General features: G+C 61.5%; 12 protein-coding genes. 3 read left to right on the top strand and 9 right to left on the bottom strand.

What is annotated here, in order from left to right; translation table 11 throughout:
• Positions 1 to 93: 93 nt before the first annotated feature.
• The 9 genes from ACFORG_RS17895 to ACFORG_RS17855 all read right to left on the bottom strand — a co-directional run bounded on the left by ACFORG_RS17895 (position 94) and on the right by ACFORG_RS17855 (position 12,497).
• Positions 94 to 3,552 carry an indolepyruvate ferredoxin oxidoreductase family protein gene (locus tag ACFORG_RS17895; RefSeq protein ID WP_386736903.1) on the bottom strand — a complete coding sequence of 1,153 codons (3,459 nt, stop codon included), beginning with the start codon at positions 3,550 to 3,552 and terminating at the stop codon, positions 94 to 96.
• Between the two features lie 149 nt (positions 3,553 to 3,701).
• Positions 3,702 to 5,087 (bottom strand): FAD-binding oxidoreductase, encoded by a 1,386-nt coding sequence (locus tag ACFORG_RS17890; RefSeq protein WP_386736902.1) that lies wholly within the window; start codon positions 5,085 to 5,087, stop codon positions 3,702 to 3,704.
• A gap of 3 nt (positions 5,088 to 5,090) precedes the next feature.
• Positions 5,091 to 5,495 (bottom strand): RidA family protein, encoded by a 405-nt coding sequence (locus ACFORG_RS17885; protein WP_386736901.1) that lies wholly within the window; start codon positions 5,493 to 5,495, stop codon positions 5,091 to 5,093.
• An 11-nt stretch (positions 5,496 to 5,506) separates the two neighbouring features.
• The gene (locus ACFORG_RS17880; RefSeq protein ID WP_386736900.1) at positions 5,507 to 6,955 is read right to left on the bottom strand and encodes a M81 family metallopeptidase; all 1,449 of its coding nucleotides are present in this window, start codon (positions 6,953 to 6,955) and stop codon (positions 5,507 to 5,509) included.
• On the bottom strand, positions 6,952 to 8,436 hold the full coding sequence (locus tag ACFORG_RS17875; protein ID WP_386736899.1) for a M81 family metallopeptidase: 1,485 nt from the start codon (positions 8,434 to 8,436) through the stop codon (positions 6,952 to 6,954). The genes ACFORG_RS17880 and ACFORG_RS17875 overlap by 4 nt, the downstream gene beginning before the upstream one ends.
• A 91-nt stretch (positions 8,437 to 8,527) precedes the next feature.
• Entirely contained in the window at positions 8,528 to 9,049 is a 522-nt protein-coding gene (locus ACFORG_RS17870) for a TRAP transporter small permease (RefSeq protein WP_386736897.1), read from the bottom strand.
• A 4-nt stretch (positions 9,050 to 9,053) separates the two neighbouring features.
• On the bottom strand, positions 9,054 to 10,028 hold the full coding sequence (locus ACFORG_RS17865) for a TRAP transporter substrate-binding protein (RefSeq protein ID WP_386736896.1): 975 nt from the start codon (positions 10,026 to 10,028) through the stop codon (positions 9,054 to 9,056).
• 46 nt (positions 10,029 to 10,074) lie between these two features.
• Positions 10,075 to 11,358, bottom strand: coding sequence for a TRAP transporter large permease (locus tag ACFORG_RS17860; protein WP_386736895.1), 1,284 nt, complete (start codon positions 11,356 to 11,358; stop codon positions 10,075 to 10,077).
• On the bottom strand, positions 11,355 to 12,497 hold the full coding sequence (locus ACFORG_RS17855; protein ID WP_386736894.1) for an NAD(P)/FAD-dependent oxidoreductase: 1,143 nt from the start codon (positions 12,495 to 12,497) through the stop codon (positions 11,355 to 11,357). The genes ACFORG_RS17860 and ACFORG_RS17855 overlap by 4 nt, the downstream gene beginning before the upstream one ends.
• A gap of 96 nt (positions 12,498 to 12,593) precedes the next feature.
• On the opposite strand from ACFORG_RS17855, the gene ACFORG_RS17850 reads away from it, so the two are divergent.
• From ACFORG_RS17850 to ACFORG_RS17840, 3 genes are all read left to right on the top strand, one after another.
• The gene (locus ACFORG_RS17850; protein ID WP_386736893.1) at positions 12,594 to 13,196 is read left to right on the top strand and encodes a helix-turn-helix domain-containing protein; all 603 of its coding nucleotides are present in this window, start codon (positions 12,594 to 12,596) and stop codon (positions 13,194 to 13,196) included.
• An 876-nt stretch (positions 13,197 to 14,072) separates the two neighbouring features.
• The gene (locus ACFORG_RS17845; protein WP_386736892.1) at positions 14,073 to 14,426 is read left to right on the top strand and encodes a helix-turn-helix domain-containing protein; all 354 of its coding nucleotides are present in this window, start codon (positions 14,073 to 14,075) and stop codon (positions 14,424 to 14,426) included.
• Between the two features lie 10 nt (positions 14,427 to 14,436).
• Entirely contained in the window at positions 14,437 to 14,877 is a 441-nt protein-coding gene (locus ACFORG_RS17840; RefSeq protein ID WP_386736891.1) for a hypothetical protein, read from the top strand.
• The last annotated feature ends 36 nt before the right edge of the window (positions 14,878 to 14,913 follow it).

The raw sequence follows: 14,913 nt of genomic DNA, 5'->3' as shown, positions 1-14,913 counted from the left end.
TTGGGTGCCGGTAGCCGACCGCAACACCCGCGCACCGATGTTTGTCTTGCCGGGTGTGACCTTGTCCGACCTCGGTTTCATACCGTGTTCTGGTCACGCCGCGTTGGCGGTGGGGTTGGTGACTGCCGCCTTGAGCGCGGCGCGGCGTTTGTCGGCAGCTTCGGCGTGGCGTTCGCGTACATGGCCATAGCCTCGGATATGTTCGGGCAGGTTCAGCAGTTCGGTCAGCGTATCAGCGGTGGCATCCGACCAGTTGGCCAGTGCGAAGTCGATATCGGCCTCGTATTTGGACAGGAGTTTGCGGGCGAGTTTTGCCTCGGCGCTGTTGCGGAACGGATCAAGACGCGTGCCGCTCAGTCCCCGGAACAGGTTCATCAGGCCGAAGAAGCGCATTGCCGTTTTGCCCTTGACCGCGCCCTTGACGTGCTTTCCCGTCTTCGGATCGACACCGCCATAGGGCCAGGCACCAAAATAGAAGGTCAGGTTCAGGTCGCCTTCGAAGGCCTCTTCGAGCTGCGCACGGAACTCCGGCTTGCAATAGAGCCGTGCCACTTCCCATTCGTCCTTGACCGCCATCAGCTTGAAATAGCCGCGCGCGACGGCGCGTTGCGCGGCCTCGTTCAGGCCCGTCTTGGCGACTCGGTCCAGCATGCCGGTGTAGCGGGAGGCGAAGGCTGCATCCTTGTAGGCAGTCAGCTCAGTCACGCGGGTGGCAATCACCTCTTCCAGCGGGGGCTTGCGATGGCTCTCCAGCAGGATAGGCGCGGCGTCGCCAGCGAGTTTTGCCGCCGCCTCCGGCTCGGCCAACGCCAGCCGGCCCAGATCGAAGGCGCGCTTGTTCTTATCGACCGCAACACCGTTCAATTCGATGGCGCGGTGGACGGCCTCCAGCGACAACGGGATACCGCCCTGCTGCCAGGACGCGCCCATCAGCAGCATGTTGGCAAAGACCCGGTCACCCATGACCTTTTCCGCCAGCTGCTGGGCATCCATGCTGCGCACGCCGTCACCCAGGGCTCGGGTCAGCCGCTCGACCTGCTCGGAGCCGTTCAGCCGCCAATCGGGGTTCTTGGAGAACTCGGAGGTCGGAACCACGGTGATGTCGGTTACCGCGACCGACTTGCCGGGGGTCAGCTTCGACAATGCTTCGTCCCCGGCCGCCACCACGAGGTCGCAGCCGATCAGCGCGTCAGCCTCACCTGCCGCGATCCGGGTGGCGCGCATGTCTTCTGGCGACAGCGCGATCTTGATATGGCTGTGCACCGCGCCGTATTTCTGGGCCAGCCCTGTGATATCGAGGTTTGAGGCGTAGTACCCGTCGGCATGCGCGGCCACGGCGAGCGTCTGGCCCACGGTCACCACACCGGCGCCACCAATCCCTGAGACCAGGATCGACCACGATCCGTCGATGGCACGGGGTGTCGCTGCGGGCAGGTGGCTGACGTCGATTTCCGTGTCGGCGGCCTTGGCCTTGCGGGGCCGCGCGCCGCTGATCGTCACGAATGAGGGGCAGAACCCTTCGACGCAGGAGAAATCTTTGTTGCAGGAGGATTGGTTGATCATCCGCTTCCGGCCGAACGCGGTCTCCAGCGGTTCGATGGCCATACAGCCCGACACGGTCGAGCAGTCGCCGCAGCCCTCGCAAACCTCGGGGTTGATGAAGACCCGCTTGTCGGGATCGACCCACTTGCCGCGCTTGCGCAGGCGGCGGCGTTCGGTGGCGCAGGGCTGGTCATAGATCAGCACGGTGACGCCCGGTAACTCGCGCAGCTCCCTCTGCACCAGTTCCAGTTGGTTGCGCGGGTGTAGCGTGACGCCGCCGCCGATGAAAGGCTTGCCTTCGAACTTGTCGGTTTCATCGGTCACCAGCGCGATGCGCTCCACGCCTTCGGCTTTGAGTTGAGCTACCATCATTTCCGGCGTGATCTCGCCGTCATGCGGCTGACCTCCCGTCATCGAAACGAAGCCGTTGTGCAACAGCTTGTAGGTGATCGGAGCGCCCGCCGCGATGGCGGCGCGGATCGCCATCAAGCCGGAATGGAAATAGGTGCCGTCGCCCATGTTGGTAAAGACGTGTTTTTCATCGGTGAACGGGAACTGGCCCAGCCACATCACGCCTTCGCCGCCCATGTGGCTCATCGAGTTCGTCGTCATGGGATCGCGCAGCATCGCCATGCCGTGGCAACCGATTCCGGCCAGCGCCCGGCTGCCCGCGATCACCTGGGTAGAGCGGCCGTGCGGGCAACCCGCGCATAAGGACGGCATTCGCACCGCGCGCGCCCCCAGGGTAGGGGGTTTTTCCGGCTGGTTGGACAGCGACAGGCCGGCATCGGCATCGGTTTCGTTGGCAACCCGCACGATCACCCGCGTGATCATGTTCGGGTCGACCTCGCCAAAATTCGGGAAGGCACAGTCGCCAGCATCGGATGCAAAGACCTGGCCGGCAAAGGTCTTGCCGACGATGCGCGGGGCCTGGTCCGTGCCGTAGAGGATCGCGCGGATCTGGTCTTCCAGCAGCGGGCGCTTTTCCTCGACCACGATCAGGGTGTCGAGTCCGCGGGCAAACGCGCGGATCGCGACGTCGTCCAGCGGCCAGACCATGCCCACTTTCATAAGCCGCGCGGGCAGGTTGCCCAACTGGCCGTCGCGATAACCCAGACCCGCCAGCGACTGGTTCAGGTCCTGCCAGGATTTCCCGGCGGCGACGATGCCGATGCGGGCATCTTTCGCGCCGCTGATCCGGTTCAGGCCGTTGGCACGCGCATAGGCCAGCACCTTCTTCAGCTTCACGTCCCATAACAGCCGTTCCTGCTCGAGAAACGGGGTGAAGGGCTTGATCGCGGTGTCCGGGCCATCGCTGTCCGGCAGGACGATCTTGGGGCTGTCCGGGGCGATATGCACCGAACCGCCGCCCTCGACCACGTCGGTGACCAGTTTCAGGCCGACCAGGGTCGAGGCGAACCGACTCATGGCGATGCCATGCAGGCCCATGTCCAGCACGTCCTGCGCATTGGCCGGCGCCAGCAGCGGCGCGCCCAGCGAGGCAAAGCTGAGGTCCGAGTAACAGGCCAACGTCGAGGACTTGGCCCCATGGTCATCCCCCACCAGCAGCAGCGTGCCGCCCTTGGGGTTGGTGCCCGCCAGGTTCGCATGGCGGATCGGGTCCATCGACCGGTCCAGCCCCGGCGCCTTGCCATACCAGATCGAAAAGACGCCATCGACCCTGGCGCCCGGGAACAGCCCGACCATCTGCGCTCCCCAGGTCGCGGTGGCGGCCATGTCCTCGTTCAACCCCGGCTGAAAGACGATGTTGTGCGCGTCAAGCGCCGCCTTGGCCTGCCACAGGTTCATGTCATAGGTGCCGACGGGCGAGCCGCGATAGCCCGAGATGTATCCGCCGGTGTTCAGCCCCGCCGCCATGTCGCGCTTGCGCTGCTGGATCGGCAACCGCACCAGAGCCTGCATGCCGGTCATGTAAACCCAGCCCTCCTCCTGATGCAGCCGATCCTCCAGCGTCATCTCTAGGCGTTTTTCGGAGAGTTGCTCGTTCATTAGTGCGTTCCTTTCGCAGCCGTATCACGTCACAAGTTCCGTGATAGCAATTCGACGAACCGGAAGGTTCATCCACGGCTTGAGATCGGGTCAAGCCTTGACCGTGTGTCTCCGTTTCTCAAGGTTCCAAAGTACCATTCTGAGCAATCTCATCCGACTGCTCCAATCGTCTTGCCCGGGTTCAGGATATTGTTCGGATCCAGCGCGGTGCGGATAGTCTGCATGAGGGCAATGGCGGATGAGGTTTTCCCCATTTCGAACCAGGGTAACTTGTCCATCCCTATGCCGTGCTCAGCCGAGATGCATCCTTTCATCGCAATGACGTGTTCATACACGATGGCGCTGATCTCGTCCTTTCTCAGCATCGTGTCCTGACCGATGGTCACGACGATATGCAGGTTGTTGTCACCCATATGCCCGAACCGGGCAAACCGGGCTTCCGGCCACTTTGCGGTCAGTTCGTCGTTCAGGGTATTCACATAGGATTCCATGCTCGAAACCGGCAAGGAAACATCAAAGGCCAGTAGGGGCGACATGGTGCGAATGATGGCTTCGATATCGTTCCGGATCGCCCACATATCCTGACGGTCCGCTTCGGATGCGGCAATGGCCATATCCTCGACAAGACCATCTTCATAAAGCGCGACCATCGCGTTTTCGAATGCTTCCGGGTCGCGTGCGGTTCCCGCCTCGCTCTCAAACAATAGATATATCCCGTTTGCGACCGGCAGCGGCAGCCGGCCTGACCTGTGGCGGGTGGTCATTTCATAGACCTCGGGCCACATCACCTCGAACGCTGTCAGATCATTGCCCAACGCGGTTTCGACCTTGCTCCGCAGTTCGAGCGCAGCGGAAAAATCCGAAATCAGCGCAAAGGCAGTGTGGACGTTCGGCAACTGCGGGCGCAGGCGCAACTGAACGCGTGTGACGATGCCCAGCGTCCCTTCGGCTCCGATGAACAGATGCTTCAAGTCATAGCCGGCATTGTTCTTGATCATCGAGTTGGACAGATCGAGGATTTGTCCCGAGGCCGTAACAACCTCCAATCCCAGGACCTGATCGCGCATCATGCCAAAGCGAAACGCCTTTTCACCCCCGGCATTGGTCGAGATCAACCCGCCAATCGTGGCGCTTCCGCGCGCGCCAAGGTCAACCGGGAACAAGAGGCCCACATCTTCCGCGGCCTGGTGCAGGTTTTGCAGAATGACACCGGCTTGAACCGTTGCCACGCGGTTGACGGGATCGATGCTTTCGATCCGGTTCATCAGTTCCAGCGACAGGTACAATTCCTTGCCCGTATGGCGAAGGCCGCCGACCAGCCCCGTGCTGCCGCCCATCGGGATGACAGGCGTCTTGTGGACCGAGCAGATTCCCAGGGCCTTGGCCAGTTCCTCGGTATCGCGCGGACGCAATATGGGGACAGGCGGCATTGCCTCTCCGGTGACCGAGAGCAGACGCCCCTCCGCGTCTTCGGGCTTGACGATGCGGTCATCGCCAAGTTGCGCTGAAATTGCCTCGCAAACCGAATTCCACATCGGTCAGTTTTTCTTGTCGGTCTCTGGAATCGCGGCGACGGCTTCGATTTCGACCAATGCGCCGGGGATAGCCAGGGCCGAAGTCACTGTCGAACGCGCGGGGAAGGCGTCTCCGAACGCTTCGGCATAGGCCGCGTTGAATTCCGCGAAATTGGCCAGATCCGTCAGCCAGACAGTTGTCTTGGCGACATCGGCTAGCGTGGCACCCGCTTGGGCCAGAACGGCCTGTAGATTGGCGATTGCCTGACGAGTCTGCGCCCCGACGCCGCCTTCGACCAGTTTGAAGTCGGCATCCACGCCCAGGGCACCTGAGCAGAAAATCAGATCGCCGACGCAGGTTGCAGGAACAAGCGGCACCCTGGCGCCATTGGGAAGGACGGGGGGTGTGCCGATGCGGTTTACAGTCATGGTGCTTTCCTTCAGTTGAACGGGTTTTCGACCTTGGGCCAGAAATTGCCGTCGCGTTTGGTAAAGGGAATGATGGTCATATCGGGCGTCACCGTACCGGGCGAGCGCACATGGATCACCTGCGGACTGATGCGCTCGAAATTCTGGTAGAAGTGATTGGTGGATTTCGGGATCAGGGCGCGCATCTCGTTGATGTCGATAGCGAGATCGGTATAGACCGAGGGCGAGAAGTTCTGGGTGCGCACCGACGAGACGACAAGGTGCACACCGTCGGCATCCAGCCAGACGCCGGTCCCCATCGGCATGTCGCTCTCGCCCAGTTTCTGGGTCATGTTCTCGCGGATGGCGCGCACGGTCACGTCCAGATCCACCGCGTCGCCGGATTCCTTGCAGATCTTGCCGCCCAGGCGCACCCGCATCCGTGCGCCGACTCCGGCGTCCTGGCACATGGTCACCAACACCGGATCCCAGAAGATGCCGTGGGCGATATCCGTCATGCCGCGCTTCAGAATTTCCTGCAGGAAGAAGGTCGAATCCGCGGGCGCACCACCGCCTGCGTTGTCCCCCATGTCGGCAAGCGTGATCGGGCCCTGGTTCGCAGCGGCGACGATATCCAACGCTTCCGAAATATCGGGGTAGTTCATCCGCAGGCCTTCGCGGATATCCCACAGCTTGCCGGCAAAATCCTTGGCCGTGCTGGCCGCCTTGTCAGCATTTCCATCCGCGATCACCAGCGTCTTGGCGCCCACATCGGCGACATCGGCCCAGGGGAAGCCATGGGTCAGCGACACCGACAGGATGCCGTCCTTGCCCTCGGCGTCCTTCATCGCCTGCACATAGGTCTTGGCCGGCTCTTTCATCGTCTCGATGATCGTCAGCATCCGGCAGTCATGCGCGCGCATCACCGGCCGTGTCCTTCCCTCGGCGGCATCCGCGGCCATGGCGAACAACTCGCGTGCGCGCTCGGGCGCGTCGACATGCGGGTATTCCTTGTAGTTGATGATCAGCGTGGCGTTGTCGAGCATCGTCTGGGTCAGGTGGTTGTGCGGGTCAAGCTCGAGCCCGATCACCTTGTCCAGCCCCATGATCACGCGGGCGCGGCTCATCATATCGCCTTCGCAGTCGTCATAGCCATCGGCAACCATCGCCCCATGCATCGACATCAACAGGACATCGGGCTGGTGCTTTTCAATATCGGCAAGGATTTCGTCGCGATAACTTTCATAGACCGCGCGCACGGTCGATCCCGCGGGCTGTGCGGCAGCGGACAGGCTTTCAACGACTTCCCAGCCGCGCTCTTCGGCCATGCGTCGCCATTCGTGCAGCGGGGCGGTAAACAGGTTCGCCGTAGATTTGGTGGCCTCGCGCGTAACCATTACGGACTCGAATGCCAGCTGCCCGGTTGGCATCGGTGAAAACGTGTTTGTTTCGGTCGCGAGGCAGGCGATCAGTAGCTTCATGAGGTTCTCTCCTCGATCATCTCGTGTTTCAGGTCAGGCGAAGGGTTTTCGACCTTTGGCCAGAAGGTCCCGTCGCGCTTGGTAAAGGGAATGATGGTCATGTCCGGCGTCACGGTACCGGGCGATCCGACATGGATCACCTGCGCGCTGACACGGGCGAAGTTCTGATAAAAGTGGTTCGTGGATTTTGGCACCATGAAACGCAAGGTCGATATGTCGAGCCCAAGGTCTTCTAACACAGACGGCGAGAAGCATTGTGTGCGCTTCGAGGACAGGATCAGGTGAACCCCATCCGCCTCCAGCCAAACACCAGTTCCAAGTGAGATCGACGCCTCGGCGACCGTCTGGCTCATGTTTTCGCGAATGCCGCGCACTGTCACCTCCAGGTCCATTGCGGCCCCGGATTCAGCGCAGATTTTTCCACCGATGCGCACGCGCATCCGCGCCCCAACGCCCGCGTCCTGACACATAGTGACCAAGACCGGGTCCCAAAACGGCGCCAAAGCAATATCCTTGATGCCACGTCGCAGGATTTCCTGCAGAAAGTATGTGGAATCCGAGGGCGCGCCGCCCCCCGCATTGTCGCCCATATCGGCCAGTGTGACCGGAAATTCTGTCGCCGCCTCGGCCATGTCGAGCGCGGTCGGGATGTTGGGATAGTCTGCCCGCAAGCCGTCGCGGATGTCCCAGAGCTTAGCTGCGAATTCCTCGGCCACGCGGGCTGCCTTTTCCGCATCGCCATCGGTGATCGCCAGCGTCTTGGCGCCAACGTCGGCCACGTCCCCCCAGGGAAAGCCATGCGTCAACGATACCGACAAAACGCCATCGTGCCCCTCGGCGTCTTTCATGGATTGCACAAAGCTCTTGCCCGGCTCCATCAAGGTCCGGATGATCGTCAGCATCCGGCAATCATGCGCGCGCATCACCGGGCGCGTTTTACCCTGGGCCGCATCTGCGGCCATTTCAAACAGCTCGACCGCCCGATCCGCCGGGTCGATATGGGGGTATTCCTTGTAATTGACGATCAGCGTGGCGTTGTCGAGCATCGCGTCGGTCAGGTGATTGTGCGGGTCAAGTTCAAGCCCGATCACCTTGTCCGGTCCTAGGATGGCGCGGGCGCGTGCTGTCAAATCGCCTTCGCAATCGTCATAGCCGTCGGCCATCATCGCGCCATGCATGTTGATCAGAAAGATGTCGGGCCTGTGGGTTTCCAGATCGCGCAGGATCTCGTCACGAAACGCCTCAAACACGGTACGCGTGGTCAGCCCCGCCGGCTGCGCTGCGGCGGTCAGGCTTTCCGCGATGTCCCAGCCGCGCTCTTCGCCCATGCGGCACCAAACATGCAGGGACACGTTGTGCATCCGTGGCTCTGCCCGGCTGCCCTCGCGGGTGAGAAGCCCGGTTTCAAACGCAAGGCGACCGGTCGGGATCGGTGAAAAGCTGTTGGTTTCCGTGACCAGAGACGCAATCATGAGTTTCATATCAGGGGTCTCGCAAACAGGTCCGTCAAAAGGACAATCGGCGGCGTGAACACGGGTTGACGTTGAACGCTGCGTCGGACCCCCGGGGCCGTCATTGCGTTTCCTTGTTCGTCAGAGCCGTAGCCAGGTGGGCGATGAGATGGATCATGATCAGGCCGAACCCGACGGGAATGGCCAGGGCAAAGACCGACATCGGCACGTCCAGTGTCTCGGCGGAGACCCTGGCATTGCGGGCAACATAGCCTGACGAGAACTTACCGTTCACCCCAATAAAGCAGTACCACAGAATCGGCGCGATTAAGACAAAGGCGCCCGCCGCCCGGATGGCGGCGTAGATGCGCCCGACCTTGTCCGTCCGCTCGCGCGCGGCCGGAAACAGGGATGGATCGGCATGAATCCGAAAGGCGCAGGATGCCCCCAGGAGCCCGGCCCAGACCATGAGGTAGCGTGCAAGCTCCTCGGTCCAGGCCGGTGGTTGGTCGAGAATATAGCGCGCGGCGGCCTGCCAAAAGGCGATGACAACAAGTGCCGTCACTGCCAGAACCGCACCCCAAAGCGCAATTCGGTTCAGGAATGCCGAGAAACGGTCCAGCCAGGAAAACGCCGCGCGCATCAGATCACATCCCGCTCGCGGTTTTCCAGGCGTCAAGAGCGCCTTCCGGCAGCGGCACCATGTTGTGCAGCGGCTCGCTGAGCGCTCTGAACTCGTTCCATGCCTCTGGCGTCAGCGTGGTCACTTCGATGCCCGCGTCACGCAGCTTGTCCAGCTCGGCCGAGCGAGTGGCAAGCCATTCGCGGTTGGCCTTGGTGGCCGCCGCTGCCGCGTCCATCACGATCTTCTGCTCGTCCGCCGACAGACCCTGATACCAGTCTTCCGAGACGATAACCGTGCGGGTGCCGAGGCCAACCTTTGCGTCGGTGAAGTACTTGATAAAGCCGGTGTGACCGAACATCAGCGGAACCATCGGCGGATTGAGGTAGCCGTCCGCAATTCCTGTCTGAAGCGCGTTGGGCACTTCGTCCCAGGCCACGATCGTGCCGTTGGTGCCCCAAAGCTTGTAGACCCCGATCTGGTTTTCATCCAGCGCGCGCATCCGCAAGTCGGCCATGTCGGCGGCCGAATTGACGGGCTTTTTCGTATTGAAGATACCTGCAGCCGAACCGAGCGCCGCTACGGCGATCACGCGGACGCCCTGGGGCGTGGTGCCTGCGTTGATCTTGTCCAGCATCCCGTTTTCTAGTCCGCGATCCACGGATGCAAAATCCGGGAAAAGATAGGGCAGCGTCAACGGAATGATGTGTCCATCGAGCGCGCCAACGCCTTTGGTGTCAGACACTGAAACTTCCAGCAGCCCCTGCTGCACCTGGTCCATCTTTTCTGCTTCGGCGCCGAGGGCGCCGCGCTCGTATTCCACGGCTTCCATGCCATTGGCGTTCAGGTATTCCGAAAAGGCGTGCGCCCAGACGTATGTGCCCGAGTTCTCAAGGTCTTTCGCCGAGTCGAGCGCGATCTTGACTTCGGCCGTGGCCGGTGCGGCGAAAGCGAAAGCCAGCGAAACGCTCGCAGCGCCCATAAGTTTCATGAATGACATTTTAAGTCCTCCTCCGTTGGCCCCAAGTTTTTTGGGGTGTTCAAGTTCAGTTCCACAAACCAAATGCCCGGGGCAGGAAGAGACTGATCTCGGGAACGAAGACCAGAACCCCCAGCACAAGGATTTCCACGATCACGAAAGGAATTACCGCACGCGCCAGGCTCCAGTAGTTGAGGCCTGTGACCGTCGAGACAATCAAGAGGCAGCCCCCCATTGGCGGCGAGACCAACCCGATGGTCAGGTTGAAGCAGATCACGATCCCCAGATGCACCGGGTCGGCCCCGTTCGCCAGAGCCACCGGGGCGATAAGCGGCACTAGAAGGGCCAGCGCCATCGGGATATCGAGGAACATACCCGCTAGGATGAACAACACGTTCATCGCCAGCATGAAACCAACCGGTCCCAAGCCCAGATCGGTGATCAGCGCCGAGATTGCCTGCGGCACCTTTTCAAGCGAGGCCAGATGGCCAAAGGCGGCAATCGCGCTCAGCACGATAAAGATCGACCCGGTCAGCATCGCGGTGCGGCGCAGGCTTTCGACTACGTCCTCGGCTTTCAGCCCTTCATAGAACAGCGCGGCCAGCGCAGCGACGATCACCGCCACGGCGGCGGCTTCGGTGGGGGTCATCCAGCCCAGCACGATGCCACCCACGATGATGATGGGCAGAAGCAATGCCGGCAGCGCGCGTCCGATGGCGGGCAGAACCGGCGGCGCCTCGCCCTTTTCGATACGTGGATGGTCGTCGCGCCAGGCGAAATAGCCATTCAATGCGAACAGGGCACCGGCCAGTAAGAGGCCCGGCAGAATACCGGCGACGAACAGCGCTGCAACCGATGTCTGCATGATCGCGCCGTAGAAAATCAGGACGATCGAAGGCGGCACGATCGGCCCGATGATCGATGAAACAGCCGTGATCGCTCCGGCGTAAAGACGGGTATAGCCGCGTTGTTCCATCGCGGGGACCAACGTGTTCGACAGTGACGCAGCATCGGCCACCGCCGAGCCGCTGATCCCGGCGAAGAACACGGAAGTCATGACATTCACATGTCCCAGCCCGCCGCGAATACGCCCGACAATCGCCATCGACACGTCGATCAACGCCTTGGTCACGCCGCCTCGGTTCATCAGTTCTCCGGCCAGGATGAACAATGGCATCGACAAAAGCGCGAAGACGCTGATCTGCGAAAAGACCTTCTGCGGGAGAATGGCAAGATAACGCGCGTTGTCAGTGAATATGAACGACATGACCGCCGTCCCGCCGACCACATAGGCTAGCCCCAGCCCCGAGGCGAGAAGCACAACGAGAATAACAGGAACAAGCAACATCATGCGCCGCTTCCCTTCCGTCCGGGCCGGATGGTATCCGGGTCAAGCCTTTCGGCCAGGATATGCGCCGGGATGGGTTGCCCCATGACTTCGGCGGCTGCGAATTGCGCGAGGCCGGGGGCGGACTGAATGCCGTATCCGCCCTGTCCCGCCAGCCAGTAGAAGCCCTCAACTTGCCCGGAAAACCCGGCAACGGGACATTTGTCCGCCACGAAGCTGCGCAGGCCCGCCCAGGGGTTTTCGATGCGACGCACCGAAACTTGGAAGGCACGTTCAATCCGGTCAACGCAGATTGCGATATCCATTTCGTCGGGCTGTACATCGCACGGTGGTTCAGGGTCTTCGTTGGCGGGGGAAATCAACAGCTTGCCGGCATCCGGCTTGAGATAGAACTGCTCGTCGACATCGACGACCAGCGGCAGGTTCTCCAGATCGGCGCCCTCTGGCGGGTCGATCATCAGGGCCGTGCGGCGCTTTGGCACCAGCCCTATGCGCTCGGCTCCGGCCATCTTTCCCACCTCATCAGCCCAGGCACCGGCCGCGTTGACCACGATGCCCGCGGTCAGTTCGCCCTTCTTTGTGGCGATCTGCCAGCCATCCGCGGTTGGTGTCAGCCCGGTCACCGGCGCATTCGTCAGAACGGTGCCACCACTGGCCTTGAACCGGCGCAGATACCCCTGGTGCAGTGCCGCCACGTCGATCTCGGACGTCCCATTGTCCCAAATCGCTCCGGCGGCATATCCAACCCGCAGCAATGGCAGACGCTCGGTCAGTTCCGCCCCGTCGAGGCGCTTAACCGTCGACGCGTCGGCAAGGTCTTTCTCCATCGCATCCAGCGACGCCGTCTGATCCGCGCGGGCGACAAAGGCCGCGTTAATCGGAGACAACAGCGGATGATCCGCGAACCCTTCAGGAGGGTGTTCGAAAAACCCGAGCGAAGCGCGCGTTAACGCCCTGATCGGTTGCGGCCCGTAGATCGGTGAATAGACCGCAGCTGACCTGCCCGTGGTGTGATATCCCGGCTGGCTTTCCTGTTCGATCAGTACAACACGCACCGACGCCGCAAGTTCTGCTGCGACCGAGGCGCCGGCAATGCCAGCACCTACAACGGCGATGTCATAGTCCTGTTGCTTATCCGGCAATTTCGGTCCCTGCATCAGAATCGTTTTTGTTTTCGACGAATACAGGTTACAGTATTTTCCGATAAGAAAACAGAATTTTTTCCGATAGGAAAATCCATGCACACGATCCTGAAAAGTCTCGAACCTAGTGCGACTGCAACCGAGACCGATCTTGGCGCCCGTGTGCGCGAGATCAGGAAGGCGCGCAAGTGGACCTTGAAGGAAGTGGCCGAGCGCACTGGCCTTGCTATTTCGACCATATCCAAGATGGAGCGGGGCGAGATTTCGCTGACTTATGACCGGTTCATGCGGCTGGCGCAGGGGCTGGGTCTCGACGTGGGCGAGCTGTTCGACGCCGAAGCCGAAGGTTTTGCTCATGGGACGGTTGCCGTGACGCGCGAAGGCGACGCGCCTGTGCACCGCTCGGCAACCTATGACTATGACATGCTGGCTTCGGACGTGACCGGCAAGCACATGGTTCCAATGCTGGGGCACATAAAGGCGCACAGTTTTTCGATCTTCGAAGACTATATCTCTCATCCCGGTGAGGAATTCATTTACGTGCTCGAAGGGGAAGTCACGGTCTACCTGAAAGGCCGGGACGCGGTGACCTTGAAAAAGGGCGACAGCATCTATTTCGATAGCGCACTGGGCCATGCATATGTGTCGACCGGAGAGGCGGATGCGACCGTGCTCGGGGTGTGCTGGAAGCCAGGTTAGTTGAGGCGCCCCTGGTTGTCTTGCGCCTTGCCTTTCTCAGTTTGAACGGTCTGGCTTCGGCACCTCTCTGAAACGAGTGCGCTTTCAGACCTCGAAATGTGGTGGTGCAGCGATTTCATTGCTCGAGGCGCGCTCCGAATGCCGGCTGTTGGCGATCTGCGCCAATCAGCATGCACCTGCTGCGAAAGCCCGGACCCGCCCGAGGTGCTATTTGCTGCAAACGCAATGTGCAGAAAACGGCCGTTGGGGTTGGTGCAGCGAAATGGTGCTTCGTCCGCATCTTCCCAGTTCGATACCCGCGCAGCGAACGACGGCAACGGATTCGGCAGTGGAAGGCACCCGCCAATGACCGGTCTGGGGAAACTCGCTGCGCTGGCGAACTCGCGTCGCCGCAGGCGCGAAGACCAGTAGCGGCTTTCAGCAATCACGCTCGCTGCATCAGCAACAGTCGGCTCTGTCCGCGTCTTCCCAGTTCGGCACCAGCGCGGCGAAAGGCCGGTTCAGTTTTGGGCTTGCCAGCCCGATTTGAAAGTCCGCTTCCGCCGTTTCGGCTTGGTTTCTCGCGCTTGCAGAGAATGGCCGGCGTCCGCCTTTCTCGCAGTGACAGTGCGCAGTATCTGCCGATCGGGGTCCCTTGCGGGATGCGTCGGATCGCCTAGAATTTCTCCTGTAAGGAATTTGAAAACGGGTTTTGCCTCGGTGTGCTCTGTCCGGGGCGACGCGAAACGGATCACCGTTTCGCCTCTGCCTCACCTCCCGGGACAGAGCGCGCTTCCGGCAAAACCCGTTTTCAAAATTCTGGCGATGAGGGTCAGTACCGCGGGGTTGGTCGGGGTGTAGAATGAGGATGGTTTAACAGTTTAAGACCACCTTTTCATGCACCACGACTTCAGCCTCGACTTGCGCGCCGCCCGGCGCAAGGCGGGGCTTACCCAGGCCGATTGCGGCCACCTTCTGGGCGGCAGCACCAAGATCATCCGTCAGCTGGAGGACGGCCAGCGGGCACCGACACTGACGGAGATCTCCATGCTGTCGCTGATCTTCGGGCGCAGTTTCGAGAGCTATTTCAGCGCGCTGATGCCAAGCCTGCGCGAGACGCTGTCGGAGCGGCTGGAGCGCCTGCCCCATCCCAGGGCGACACATGCGGCCACGTTCAACCGCAACGCCACGCTGGAGGCGCTGGCGGAACGTCTGGCCGACGAGATCGCGGTCGACCGTGAGCGGTTCTAGGCGCCAGCGGATGCTGGCCGTCGCCGTCCGGCGGGACCTTGCCTGCATGATGTACCTGCAGGGGAAGACGCTGAAAGACTGGCGGGTCTCGCACAAGGCGGCACGCTCACCGGGGGATGGGGTGAGCGTGCTCAGGACCTGGATGGCGATCTACGAGCCGGACGTTGTGATCTGCCAGAACCCGGATTCCGCTGGACGCAAGAGCGCGCGCAATATCCTGATCCTGACGGCGATGGCGCGGGTGATCTCGGATGCGGATGTGCTCGACCTGCTGGTGACGCGCCGGTATGCGTATCGGAATATCTACGAGGAAGCGGCGATGATCGCCCGGCGGTACCCGGCCCTGAAACAGAAGCTGCCAAAGAAGCCCCGCATCTGGGAGACGGAGCCGCGCCGGATCATCTATTTCGAAGCGATGGCGCTGGCACTGGCTGTTCTGGACGAGCAATAACACATGCCGCGCCCGGATCGGACGCGGCTTTCTTGT

Origin of the sequence: Lutimaribacter marinistellae (assembly GCF_042648365.1) — a bacterium.
Lineage (GTDB): Bacteria > Pseudomonadota > Alphaproteobacteria > Rhodobacterales > Rhodobacteraceae > Lutimaribacter_A > Lutimaribacter_A marinistellae.
Note: the sequence above shows the minus strand (reverse complement) of the source record. Positions and strands in the feature narration are given on the sequence as shown.